Genomic DNA, 12,165 nt, shown 5'->3' on the forward strand with positions numbered 1-12,165 from the left:
GATGGGTGCATGACCGACTCGACTCCAGCAGTGGTGGACGCACTTCCCGAGACCAACCCCTTCGCCCGCCCCTGGGAGCTTGACCTGGAGCTGCCCGACTTCACCGCCGTGAAGCCCGCGGATATCGAGCCCGCCGTCCGCGCCGGCATGGCGGCTCAGCGCGCCGAGTGGGAGGCGATTGCCACCGACCCCGCTGCTCCGACGGTGGAGAACACGGTCGCCGCCGTCGAACGCAGTGGCGAGCTGCTGTCCCGCGCCCTGACCGTCTTATACTCCCTGACCTCGGCTACCGACAGCCCCGAGCTGGATGCGCTGGAGGAGCGGCTGGCCCCGGACCTGGCCGCTCACGAAGACGCCTACAGCCTCGATGCTCGCATATACCGGCGTTTCAAGGCGCTCGACGAGCGGGTGCGCTCCGCGGCTGCGGCCACCCCCGCCCAGACCCCCGTGGATGCAGAAGGCCAGGAGATCGACGCCGAAACCGCCCGCTACATCCGCCTGGCGGTGGAGGAGTTCGAACGCGAGGGCGTCGCCCTGACCGGCCCGGACGCGGACCGGCTGCGCGCCATCAACGCCCGCTTGACGGCCCTGTCCACCCGCTTCGCCACCCTGACGACCAACGCCATGCACGCCGCCGGCGTCGCCAACTTCACCGCTACCCCCGCGCTGGTCACCGCCACCACCCACGCCGAGCGTGTCGCCCTGCTGAACCGGTCACTGGGTCGCGGACTGTCCGGGGAGCACGACACCCGCGCCATCGTGCTGGAGGAGGCCGGGCTGCGGGCCGAGCGGGCCCGCCTGCTGGGCTACCCCCACCACGCCGCCGTCGTCGCCGCCGAGTCGGCCGCCCGCACCAGCCAGGCGGTGAGCGAGCTGCTGACCCGCCTGGTACCTCCGGCCATGGCCAACGCCCGCCGCGACGCCAAGACCTACGCCGCCCGCATGGCCGCCGACCCGGCCACTGTCCGCGGCGAGAGCTTCGGCCCCGCCGACTGGCCCCACTACGAGGAGGCCGAGCGCAAGGAGCGCTTCGGCATTGACGACGCCACCCTCGCCCCCTACCTGGAGCTGAGCAATGTCATCGAGCGCGGCGTCTTCTACGCCGCGGGCCGCCTGTACGGCATCTGCTTCCACGAGCGGCCCGACCTGGCCGCCCACATGTATGCCCCCGACGTGCGCGTGTGGGAGGTCCGCGACGGCGAGGGAGACGACGCGCCCGTGCTGGGACTGTTCATCGGCGACTACTACGCACGCGAGGGCAAGCACGGTGGCGCCTGGATGGACTCCCTGGTGGAGCAGAGCCACCTGACCGGCCGCAAGCCGGTGGTCATCAACTGCCTGAACCTCACCAAGCCGGAGGCCGGGCCCACGCTGCTCAGCTGGGACAACGTCATTACCGCCTTCCACGAGTTCGGGCACGCACTGCACGGCCTGTTTGCCGACACCCGCTGGCCCAGTGCCTCGGGCACCAACGTGCCCCGCGACGTCGTCGAGTTCCCCTCCCAGGTCAACGAGAAGTGGGCGTTGCACCCGCAGGTCATCGCCTCCTATGCCCGGCATGTGGACACTGGGGCCCCACTGCCGGAGGGCCTCGCCGAGCGGCTGCGCAGCCAGGGCGCCTTCGGGCAGGGATATGCCACCACCGAGTACCTGGGAGCCGCTGTCCTCGATCAGGCCTGGCACACCTTGCAGCCACAGGAGGTGCCCGCCGACGTGACCGCGGTTGAGGGCTTTGAGCACACCGCACTGGCTGACGTCGGCATTGATGACGCCCTGGTCCCGCCCCGCTACCGCAGCACCTACTTCGCCCACGTCTTCGGCGGCGGCTATGGGGCCGCCTACTACGCCTACATCTGGAGCGAGGTTATGGATGCCGACACCACCGAGTGGTTCCGCACCGACGGCGAGGGCGCCCGCGACGGCGACCTGGGCCTGAATCGCGAGGCCGGGGAGCGCTTCCGCCGCGAGTTCCTCTCCCGGGGGGACTCCCGCGACCCGCTGGTCTCCTACTGCGCCTACCGCGGCCGCGATCCGCGGATCGAGCCGCTGCTGCGGCGCCGCGGACTGAACTAGATCGTTGTTCGGCCTGAGGGTGAACTCCGGTACTTAACCGGTATCCTGTGCCACATGACGAACGACCCGCGGTTAGCGCTCAATCGACTCATTGCCGCCTTCGAGGCGCACCTGGACGCCGCCGCGACGGGTGATGAGGCGTCTCCGGCCGTTGTCGCGGCAGAGGACGCGCTTCAGGATGCCTTCTTCACCTACGACGACGCCCTGTTCACCGCCTACGGCATCGAGCTGCCCTTCGACGCCTTCGACTCCGACGAGGACGAGGACGAGGATGAGGATGACGAAGATGCGGAGGATGATGAGGACGAGGGCGCCGAGGACGACTACGACGACGAGGACGTGGACGAGGACGACTACGACGACTACGACGACCGGGAGGTCGACGAGGACTACGAGGACTGAGCCCCCGATCGTCGGGCACCAGGGGCGCAGCCGGTCAGAATCGCTCCGGGTAGCCGAGCACCGGTGCCGTCACCTCATCCAGGGCGCGTCGGATCTGCACCGGTAGCACTAGGTCCTCGGCTGCCAGAGCGCCACGCAGCTGCCCGGGAGTCCGGGCACCCACAATGCTGGAAGCGATGCCCTCGGCGTCTCGAGCCCATGACAGCGCCACCTCCACCGGTTTACGGTCCAGGCCGACAGCGGCCGTTGCTACCGCCTCCACCACGCCCTGGTGCCGTTCGCCCAGGTAGGGCGCCACATATGACCGCAGATGGGGCGAGGCGCCGCGCGAGTCCGGGGGAGTGGCGGCCCGGTACTTACCGGTCAGGACTCCGCGCCCCAGCGGCGCATAGCCGATGACGCCGAAGCCGAGCGCATCCGCCGCCGGCGCCAGCTCCCGCTCGATTCCGCGTGCCAGCAGCGAGTGCTCCACCTCTGCTGCAGCCATACCGGGGCCGCCGCCCTGCCGCAGCAGATCCGCCAGGTGCACGCTCGCCCAGGCTGGGTGATTGGACACTCCTACGTACCGGGCCCGCCCAGTGGCCACCGCGGTGCGCAGCGCATCGGCGGTCTCCTCCAGCGGCGTGGTGGCATCGGGGACCTGCACCAGCCACAGGTCCAGGTGGTCCGTTCCCAGACGCGCCAGGGAGTCGTCAAGCGTGTCCAGCAGGGTGCCGCGGGAGGCATCGGCCGCCGTCGAGCGCGCACCGGTGCGCCAGGTACGCACACCCGCCTTGGAGACCAGTACCAGCTCGTGCCGGTCTACTGTTCCAGCGAGCAGGGAGCCGATTACCTCCTCGGCGGCGCCCTCGCAGTAAGAGGCGGCCGTGTCCAGCAGGGTGCCGCCGGCGTCGAGGAAGATCTCCAGCTGATCCTTGGCCTCGATCTCATCGGTGTCTCGGCCCCAGGTCATGGTGCCCAGCCCGACTGCGGAGACGCGCAGCCCGGTGCGCCCGAGCCTCCTGTGTTCCATGGGCCAACCGTATGGCCAACAGCCTGTCTGACCGCGCAGGCAGACAACGGCGCGCCCCGCCTCCCGCGCCGGCACGGCCAGGGCGGAAGGCGGGGTAGGGAGGCTACTTGCGGACGGTGATGCTCCAGGAGGCCTCACCGGTCTTGGCGAATTCCGTGACGGTGTAGCCGTTATCCGCCGCCCAGGCCGGCAGGGACTGGGTGCCCTGGGTGCAGTCGAAGGCGATCACCAGTTCGTCGCCGATCTCCAGATCGGCCATGGCCTCCTCTGCCTCCATAACCGGGAACGGGCAGACCAGGCCCTCGGTCTCCAGTACGGTGCGCATAATCGACTCCTTTTCTGAGATGGAACTTGACTAGGACATGGATGGAACTCGGGTGTGCACGGCGGCGCATCAGCGCGCGGCAACCGGGCTCGCCGCCTGGGTGCCGTTGGCGCGCCCGGAGGGGGACGACGCCGCCTCGCGTGCGGCACGTCTCTGGTTGCGGGGGCGGATAAGGGTGAAGTAGGCGGTGATCCCGACGCCGAGGACCTGGAAGACCAGGGCGGTCCACCCCTGCCAGGACAGCAGAGAGGTCTGCACCAGGGCGTTGCCGATGGAGCAGCCGCCGGCCCAGGCAGCGCCCACACCCATGAGCAGGCCGCCGGCGATGGACCGGCGAATAACGGTGGCGGAGGGGACGCGGACGCGGAACTCGCCTGAGGCACGTGCACTGAGATGGGAGCCGAGCAGGATTCCGAGGACCAGCATTACGCCCCAGTCGAGTCGGTCGGTGTCCCCGGTGACCAGCCAACCGACGAGGTTCGACGACGGCGTGGTGATTCCCAGCCCGTCATGGCGGCCGGTGGCCCAGGAGGCCGGCCAGGCGACAATCGCCACCAGCCCGACGAGTACGCCCGTGACCAGTGGGTTCCAGGCGCGTTCGAACAAGAGGTGGTTCAGCCCGGTGCGCTGCGCGGCCAGTTGCAGCGGGACCGGCCTGTCCGCGGCCAGACGGAGCTGCCACCGCACGAGGCCGGCGACGCCGGCGACGAGTACGAGCACGCCGACCCAATCGGGTAGGCCGAAGGTGGCGGGGATCGTGGTCAGCTGAGTGGGCCACAGTCCCTTGACCCACGTGGTTACCGGGGCGAGCACCCCGGTCTTGGACACGGCTGCGGTGCCGGCGTAGGCGATGAGCGCGAACCAGGACCCCACCAGGCCCTCTCCGGCACGGTAGTAGGTGCCGGTGGCGCAGCCTCCGGCCAGCACGATGCCCACGCCGAACAGCAGGGAGCCGACCGCGGTTGCCACCACGGAGAGCGTGGGCACCTCCGGGGTGATGGCGCCGGTGGCTGTGAGCAGGGTTACGCCGACCGCCTGGACGGCGACCGCCAGCAGGAAGGCGGTCATCCACCGCCAGGAACCGGAGACCCACAGGTCCCTGAAGGCTCCGGTGATGCAGAAGCGGCCGCGTTGGAGCACGAGTCCGAGTACGCCGCCGACGAGTAGTCCGGTGAAAATCAATGGGGGTCCTTCGTCCGACTGTACGAACCGCCGTGAGCGCGGTCCGGTTGGTGAGGACGCGGGTAGGGCACTGCTGCGGCGCTGAAGGCCGTCGGCACAGGCGTAGGCCCACCCGCGACTGTGGGTGATGGGCTACGGCCTGACCAGGGGCGCCTACGGGCGCGTGCCGCCGCGCCGGCAGGTCGGGGGAAGAAGCAGGTGAGTATTAGACGGGTGCTGCTGCCTCACTGAGCCCTGGCCAGGTCGAGCATGCAGCAACACGCTCCGCGCTGTGCGCGAAGGGTGCGGGCTACGATCTGGGAGCTCATGAGTGCTGTCTTCCTTGCGGGTTCGGGATCGGTTCCAGGATCAGGTTCAGGAAACTGATACGGGTTCTTCCGGCCACGGTCGGTAACCGTGGCCGCGATGCTAGACGTGGCCGGATGCCCGGCGCCAGCGGGTGACCACTTCGTGAGACGGGTTGTGGGCGCGTTTCAGGCGCCGGGTGAGCGTCTGGCGGTCAGTAGGCGCGCGACGCCGTCGGCGGGCAGCTCGGGAGTGGTTCCGCCGAACAGCGGGCACTGGGCCTGGTAGGCACACCAGTCGCACAGGCGGGAGCGTTGCGGGGCGAACTCGCCGGAGGCGGTGCAGTCCTCCACCTCGTCCCAGATGTGGGCGAGCTTGGTCTCGGTGGCCTCCAGCTCGGGCAGGCGCGGATCGTGGGTGAGGGTGCGCCCGTCCTTGAGGTAGACGATCTGCAGGCGCGCCGGCGCTCGCCCGCGCAGGCGCCAGAGCACCAGGGCGTAGAAGCGCATCTGGAACAGCGCCTCCTCCTGGAAGCGCGGGCCGGGGGAGCGGCCGGTCTTGTAGTCGACCACGCGCATAGCGCCGTCGGGGGCCACGTCCAGGCGGTCTACGAAGCCGCGCAGCAGCAGCCCGTCGCGCGTCTCGGTCTGCACGAACAGCTCACGCTCAGCAGGCTCCAGCCGCTTGGGGTTCTCCAGGTGGAAGTAGGCGCTTATCAGCGTGCGCGCCTCATCCAGCCAGGGGGCAACTGCGGCGGAGTCCGGGAACAGGCCCATGACCTCCGGATGCTTCTCCCGGTGCGTCTGCCACTGCCCCGGCAGCATGTCCAGGGCGGCCTCGCGGGTGCGGTCGCGTGCCGGCAGGTCGTACAGGCGCTCCAGGATCGCGTGTACGAGCGTGCCCTTGTGCGTGGCCAGGGAGCCGGGCTCAGGGAGGCGGTCGACGGTGCGCAGGCGGAACAGCAGTGGGCACTGCATGAAGTCCTTGGCCCGCGACGGCGACAACGCGGTACGTCCCGAGCCGCGGCGACCACCACCGCCGGGTCCTGTGGGGCGTGCTGCGGCTGCTGTCGCGGCCGGAAGGTCTGGTTGCTCAGTCACGGTGTGAACCTATCGCGGCCCGGTGACATGAACGGCAATGCCCGGTTCGGCTGTCCACAGGCCGGTAGCACGGCCCTGCGGCTACGCCGCCTGTGGACGCCGGAGAAACCTGCCTGTGATCCCGCTATTGACAGGACAATGGTGGGCGTCCTAGGCTTCAGATCACTGAATCGTCTACGCAAGGGAGCGGTCATGGGCGAGGTGGTGCTGGAGGCGCGCGGGATTGACAAGTCCTTCACGGGCATCAAGGTCCTTGATGATGTCTGCCTGGATGTGCGCAGCGGCGAGGTGCATGCCCTCATGGGGGAGAACGGCGCGGGCAAGTCCACGCTCATGCGGATCCTCATCGGCGTCCTGCATGCGGACGCCGGGGAAGTCCTGATCGGTGGTCGGCCTGTCCGGATCGGGTCCGTGCGCGAGGCGATGGACCTCGGTATCGCGATGATTCACCAGGAGCTCAACCCGGTGCTGGACATGCGCGTGTACGAGAACATCTTCATCGGCCGCGAGCCGCGGGGGCGCCTTGGGCTCGCCGACCTGGGCCGGATGCGTCGGGAGGCCGCCGAGCTGCTGGATGCCATGGGCGTGAAGCTGCCCGTGGACGCCTATATGCGCGACCTGTCAGTCGCGCAGTGCCAGCAGGTGGAGATCGCCAAGGCGCTGTCGGTGGACGCGCGCATCGTCATCATGGATGAGCCCACCTCCGCGATCACCGATGACGACGCTGAGAACCTGTTCGCCCAGATCCAGCGCCTGCGCGACGCCGGGGTCGGCATCATCTACATCTCCCACAAGATGGAGGAGATCTTCCGGGTCGCGGACCGCATTACGGTGCTGCGGGACGGCAGGCGTGTGAGCACCGGCCCGGCCGCGGAGCTCGATGAGCCCGCGCTGATCAGGGCCATGGTCGGACGGAGCATCGACGATGTCTTCCCCAAGCGGGAGGTGCCGCTGGGGGAGCCGGCCTTCGAGGTACGCCACTGGAGCGTGCCGGGCCGCGTCCAAGATGTCAGCCTCACGCTGCACCGCGGTGAGATCATCGGCATCGGCGGGCTCGTCGGCGCCGGCAGGTCCGAGCTGGTCGAGTCGCTTTTCGGGTTCGGCCGGCACTCCGGCGGCACGGCGCTGCGCGACGGCGTGGAAGTGCAGTTGCGCCGCCCCGCCGATGCCATCGGACGCGGCATTGCCCTGATCACCGAGGACCGCAAGCGCACCGGCCTCAACCTCAGGGGAAGCGTCCTGGAGAACGTTACCCTGCCCTCTCTCGGGCGATTATTCGCCTCCGGCCTGATAGCGCCGAGGAAAGAGCGCCGGACCGTGATCCATTACATGCAGTCGCTACGGGTCAAGGCAGCTTCGCCGAACCAGTACGTGGCTGAGCTGTCGGGCGGTAATCAGCAGAAGGTCGTCTTGGCGAAGTGGATGCTGACTGAGCCCGACGTCGTCATCTTCGATGAGCCTACCCGCGGCATCGACGTCGGCGCCAAACGCGATATCTACGAGCTCATCGGAGAACTCGTGGAGCAGGGGAAGGCCGTCATCCTCATTTCCTCGGAGATGGGGGAACTGATAGGGCTCAGCGACCGGATCATGGTTCTGGCGGAGGGCCGCTGCACCGGGACGCTGGCGCGCCCCGACTTCTCCCAGGAGGCGGTCATGGAGCTCGCCTCAAGATTTGAAGGATGAATCATGGACGCAGTTATACGAAGGGCAAAGGCCTGGTCCGTCCGCGACGCGGGAATACTGCTGGTGTTCCTTGCCCTCGTGCTGGTGCTGTGGCTGGTATCCCCTGAGCACCACTTTCTCAGCGTCAATAACGTGCTTCTGATCTTGGTCCAGACCACGATCAACGGCATTCTTGCGATGGGTATGGTGTTCGTCATCATCTCCGGGGAGATCGACCTGTCGGTCGGATCGACCATAGGCTTGGCCGGCGTCGTTGCCGCCATGCTCGCCCATCCCGGTGAGTACCCGGTCATCGTGCCGATCGTAGCGGCACTCGTGGTCGGTGCGCTGGTTGGGCTGCTTAATGGAATCGGCGTCGCCTACGGGGCCATACCGTCCTTCATCGTCACGTTGGGGACCATGACCGCGGTACGGGGACTCGCGCTGATCGTCTCCGGCGGCGCCCCGATTTTCAACGTATCCGAAACCTTCGAGGCCTTCGCCAGTGCCAGGATCGGAAGGTTCCCCGTTATGGCGGTATACCTACTGGTCATCTTTCTGGTCTGCGCATTCGTTCTGCGGCGAACGGTGTACGGCCGCAGGGTGTACGCCGTGGGCGGCAACCCCGTGGCCGCCGAGGTCTCCGGGGTGAATGTCAGGCGCTCCAAGGTCTCAGTGTTCGTGATCGCGGGACTGTTGGCCGGCTTCTGCGGCGTACTGCTCGCCTCGCGGACAATCAGCGGCGCCCCCACCGCCGGTGAGTCCTATGAGTTGGATGCGATTGCTGCGGTCGTGATCGGCGGAGTGTCCATGTCCGGTGGGCGAGGCCGGGCGTCTGGTGTACTCATCGGCGCGCTCATGATCGCCGTGATCGCCAACGGGTTGGACATCCTGGGAATCGACGCGAACTTCCAGCGGGTTGTTAAGGGCGCCATCATCGTGCTGGCGGTGCTGCTAGATGTGAAGGCACGGCAGCGGAAATGAGCTGCTTTGGTGCTCGGCCCGAAGGGGGAGAGGAATCATGAAGCGCCTACTCGCCATAGTCGGTTCGCTGATAATCGCCGCGGCCATGGTTTCGGCATGTGTGGTCGGCGGATCAGATGGGAGGACCCGAATCGCCCTGATGATGAGCCATATGACCAACTCGTTCACGACGACGCTGGCGCACGCCGCCGTTGAGGAGGGCGAGGCGCTGGGCTTGGAAGTGACCGTGTTCGACGGCAACTCCGACGCCGCTACGCAGATCAGCCAGATCGAATCCGCCGTCGCGCAGGGGTATGACGGCATTCTGGTTGAGCCGGTCTCCAAGGAGGGGGTCGCCCCGGGCCTGAAGGCGGCCAACGAGGCGGAGATTCCGATCGCCACCATCGTGCAGCAGGCCGAGCAGCAGGACCGTGCCGCCGCGTACATCGGCGGAGACGACACCGCCGCCGGCAGGCTACAGATGGAGAAGGTCATTGAGGCGATCGGAGAGGAGGGGACGGTCGCCGTCCTGTACGGTCCCATGGGATCGGACGGGCAGCTGCAGCGCAAGGCGGGCTATGACGCGGTTCTTGCCGAGCACCCGGGAGTGAATATCGTGCTGGAGCAGACCGCCAACTGGGATACCGCCGAGGCACTCACCGTCACCGAGAACTGGCTGTCCACCGGCACCCACATCGACGCGATCGTCGCGCAGAACGACTCCATGGCATTGGGGGCGCTCAAGGCTCTTACCAATGCCGGCGAACAACGTGAGGTGCACGTATCGGGCGTGGACGCCACCGACGACGGCGTCGCCTCGATCCGTGGCGGTGGCATGGCCGGAACCGTCTCCCAGGACACGGCCGGCATCGGCAGACTGGCGGTCGGCACCATGGACAAGCTCATCAAGGGCGAGACGGTCGAGGCCGTCAACTACACCGAGGCCGTGTGGATTACCGCAGACAACGTGGACACACTAGACACGGGGGACTAGCGGGGCCGAGCGCGGCGTCTCCGGGCCGCCGCGGATACTCTTCGTGCTATGACCGCATCAACTGCCCGGCGCTCAGGTTCCTGGACTCTGTTCACAATCGGCGGCGCACCCGTCGTTGTGGCACAGACCTCGCTGCTGCTGGGCCTGCTCATCGCCGGCAGCTGGTACCCGGTGGTGGCCGCGGCGCTGGACGGGTACGGACCCGCCACCGCGCTCGGGACGTTAGCGGTGGTAGTGCTCGCACTCACGGTAAGCATCCTGGCGCACGAGCTGGCCCACGGGGCGGTCGGCGCGTTGCTGGGGCGCCGACCGGTGCGCTACGAGCTGCACCTGTGGGGCGGACGCACAACCTTCGGCCCGACCAGTCGATGGCGGCCATGGAAGGACGTGCTCACCTCCTTGGCCGGGCCGGCCGCGAACCTGGTACTGGGGGTCATCGGGACCGGAACGCTTGGGCGGGTAAGCTCCGAACCGTTGTTCGTGGCGCTGTTTATGGCGAGTTGGCTCAACTTCGCCCTGGCCGCCTTCAACGCCCTGCCGGGTCTGCCGCTTGACGGCGGGCATGCGTTGAGCGCGCTTGTCGAACAGCTCAGCGGCCGGCGCCGGCTCGGTCAAAAGGTCGCTGCGGTCGGCGGGCTGCTGGTAGTGGCGGGCCTGGCCTGGCGTTGGATTCTGGTTCCCCTGGTGACGGGAAGACAGCCCGACGCCTTCACCCTGTTTCTCGCCGTCATAGTCTCCTGGCCCATCGCCACCACCTCCTGGCAGGTCCTCGGCCTGGGCCGGGGTACGCGCGCCGCGGCCCGCCTCGACCTGCGCGATCTGACCCGGCCGGTCGCCGTCACCGGTGCCCAAACGCCTCTGGCAACTGCGCGCGAGCAGCTCGACGCCGGGGCGGGGCTGGTGCTCGTGACCGATGGCGCGCGGATCCTGGGCACGCTCGACGCTTCCGCCCTGGCCGAGCTGGAGCGCTCCGGACTGCCCGACGACGCCGCCGTCGCCGTCGGCCAGGTATGCACCGTGCTGCCGGCGGCCGCAGTCACCACCCAGGTCACCGGACAACCTGCCGCCGATGCCCTGGCGCGGGCGCGGGGCGTGTCGCGGTGGCTGGTGCTGGTGGAAGGCGGACGCGTCACCGGTGCCGTCCCCACCGGCGCCCGCTGATAACGCCGCCTCAATCCCGCTTCCGCGCAACTGACATGTGACACTGGCCCCATGAGCGCCGCCGACCCGACCCGTCACGCCGAGTACTTCGCCGACAACCGGGCCAACTGGGACGATCGCGCCGCATTGCACGAGGCCAGTGGCTACGGCATCGAGGCGCTGCTCGCCTCCCCGACCGCCATCACCGCCGAGATCGCCCCGGACCGCGAGCGCCTGGGTGACCTGAGCGGATTGGACGTCGTGCACCTCCAATGCCATCTCGGCCTGGACACGGTGAGCCTGGCGCGCCTGGGAGCCCGCCGGGTGGTTGGTCTGGACCTGTCGGGCGGGTCCCTGCGCCGCGCCCGGTCCATCGCCGAGCGCGCCGGCGCCGACATCGAGTTCATGCGGGCCAATGTCTACGACGCCCGTCAGGCGCTCACGGGAGACTTCGACCTCGTATACACCTCCCTGGGGGTGCTGTGCTGGCTGCCCGACGTGGCAGCATGGGCCCGCGTGGTCGCCTCGCTGCTGCGGCCCGGGGGTCGTCTGGTGTTGCGCGATGACCATCCCGTCTTCCAGGCGGTGGGTGACGACGTCAGTCGCGGCCTGATGCTCCACGAGCCCTACTTCCAACGCGCCGATCCCATGACCTGGGAGGATGCGGGCTCCTACGTCGCCGCCGCCGACGGGTCGCCCGCCATCACCCATGCGGTCAGCCACCAGTGGAACCACGGCGTCGGCGAGATTCTCACCGCTCTGCTTGCTGCCGGGCTGGTGCTCGACGAGGTGACCGAGACCCGTTACTCCGCCTGGTGCCGTTGGCCCGAACTCATGGAACGCTGTGCGGAGGGTTTCCGCTTCGCCGACCCGGCCCTGCGTGACCGGCTTCCGCTTCAGCTCGCGGTGGTGGCCCACCTGCCGGAGCGCGCCGCAGCTCAGTGACCCCGGTGGCGGCGTTTAGCTTTTTCGCGGCGTTGCTCGCAGCGCTCGCGCTGAAGCCGTTTTCGTTCCGCTGCCGACG

General features: G+C 68.5%; 11 protein-coding genes. 7 read left to right on the top strand and 4 right to left on the bottom strand.

The genetic code is table 11. The features are described 5' to 3' along the window. The first annotated feature begins 9 nt into the window (after positions 1-9). Positions 10-2,073 (top strand): M3 family metallopeptidase, encoded by a 2,064-nt coding sequence (locus tag GZ997_RS08145; RefSeq protein WP_162679529.1) that lies wholly within the window; start codon positions 10-12, stop codon positions 2,071-2,073. Positions 2,074-2,127: 54 nt separating this feature from the next. Further along, on the top strand, positions 2,128-2,475 hold the full coding sequence (locus GZ997_RS08150; protein ID WP_161923951.1) for a DNA primase: 348 nt from the start codon (positions 2,128-2,130) through the stop codon (positions 2,473-2,475). A 34-nt stretch (positions 2,476-2,509) separates the two neighbouring features. Here GZ997_RS08150 and GZ997_RS08155 read toward each other — a convergent pair whose 3' ends face one another. The 4 genes from GZ997_RS08155 to GZ997_RS08165 form a co-directional block, all read right to left on the bottom strand. Continuing rightward, a complete protein-coding gene (locus GZ997_RS08155; RefSeq protein ID WP_161923952.1) occupies positions 2,510-3,487 on the bottom strand; it encodes an aldo/keto reductase in 978 nt (325 codons plus the stop codon). Positions 3,488-3,590: 103 nt separating this feature from the next. Continuing rightward, positions 3,591-3,812, bottom strand: coding sequence for a sulfurtransferase TusA family protein (locus GZ997_RS12460; RefSeq protein ID WP_161923953.1), 222 nt, complete (start codon positions 3,810-3,812; stop codon positions 3,591-3,593). Positions 3,813-3,881: 69 nt separating this feature from the next. Then, a complete protein-coding gene (locus GZ997_RS08160; RefSeq protein WP_203234108.1) occupies positions 3,882-4,994 on the bottom strand; it encodes a YeeE/YedE family protein in 1,113 nt (370 codons plus the stop codon). Positions 4,995-5,467: 473 nt separating this feature from the next. Continuing rightward, a complete protein-coding gene (locus GZ997_RS08165) occupies positions 5,468-6,379 on the bottom strand; it encodes a PD-(D/E)XK nuclease family protein (protein ID WP_343212305.1) in 912 nt (303 codons plus the stop codon). A gap of 192 nt (positions 6,380-6,571) precedes the next feature. Between GZ997_RS08165 and GZ997_RS08170 the strand changes: the two genes are divergently transcribed. The 5 genes from GZ997_RS08170 (at position 6,572) to GZ997_RS08190 (ending at position 12,086) form a co-directional block, all read left to right on the top strand. After that, a complete protein-coding gene (locus tag GZ997_RS08170) occupies positions 6,572-8,065 on the top strand; it encodes a sugar ABC transporter ATP-binding protein (protein WP_162679530.1) in 1,494 nt (497 codons plus the stop codon). A 3-nt stretch (positions 8,066-8,068) separates the two neighbouring features. Further along, positions 8,069-9,028, top strand: coding sequence for an ABC transporter permease (locus tag GZ997_RS08175; protein ID WP_162679531.1), 960 nt, complete (start codon positions 8,069-8,071; stop codon positions 9,026-9,028). Positions 9,029-9,113: 85 nt separating this feature from the next. Further along, on the top strand, positions 9,114-10,001 hold the full coding sequence (locus GZ997_RS08180; RefSeq protein WP_275405363.1) for a sugar ABC transporter substrate-binding protein: 888 nt from the start codon (positions 9,114-9,116) through the stop codon (positions 9,999-10,001). A 48-nt stretch (positions 10,002-10,049) separates the two neighbouring features. Further along, complete coding sequence (locus tag GZ997_RS08185) at positions 10,050-11,162, top strand: site-2 protease family protein (RefSeq protein ID WP_162679533.1); 1,113 nt, start codon at positions 10,050-10,052, stop codon at positions 11,160-11,162. A gap of 51 nt (positions 11,163-11,213) precedes the next feature. Beyond that, a complete protein-coding gene (locus GZ997_RS08190) occupies positions 11,214-12,086 on the top strand; it encodes a class I SAM-dependent methyltransferase (protein WP_162679534.1) in 873 nt (290 codons plus the stop codon). Positions 12,087-12,165 lie beyond the last annotated feature (79 nt).

The organism is Actinomyces sp. 565 (assembly GCF_010365615.1).
GTDB lineage: Bacteria > Actinomycetota > Actinomycetes > Actinomycetales > Actinomycetaceae > Actinomyces.

Coding starts and splice junctions, on each gene's coding strand:
- GZ997_RS08145 (WP_162679529.1), top strand. CDS start 10: ATGACCGACTCGACTCCAGCAGTGGTGGACGCACTTCCCGAGACCAAC.
- GZ997_RS08150 (WP_161923951.1), top strand. CDS start 2,128: ATGACGAACGACCCGCGGTTAGCGCTCAATCGACTCATTGCCGCCTTC.
- GZ997_RS08155 (WP_161923952.1), bottom strand. CDS start 3,487: ATGGAACACAGGAGGCTCGGGCGCACCGGGCTGCGCGTCTCCGCAGTC.
- GZ997_RS12460 (WP_161923953.1), bottom strand. CDS start 3,812: ATGCGCACCGTACTGGAGACCGAGGGCCTGGTCTGCCCGTTCCCGGTT.
- GZ997_RS08170 (WP_162679530.1), top strand. CDS start 6,572: ATGGGCGAGGTGGTGCTGGAGGCGCGCGGGATTGACAAGTCCTTCACG.
- GZ997_RS08175 (WP_162679531.1), top strand. CDS start 8,069: ATGGACGCAGTTATACGAAGGGCAAAGGCCTGGTCCGTCCGCGACGCG.
- GZ997_RS08180 (WP_275405363.1), top strand. CDS start 9,114: ATGGTTTCGGCATGTGTGGTCGGCGGATCAGATGGGAGGACCCGAATC.
- GZ997_RS08185 (WP_162679533.1), top strand. CDS start 10,050: ATGACCGCATCAACTGCCCGGCGCTCAGGTTCCTGGACTCTGTTCACA.
- GZ997_RS08190 (WP_162679534.1), top strand. CDS start 11,214: ATGAGCGCCGCCGACCCGACCCGTCACGCCGAGTACTTCGCCGACAAC.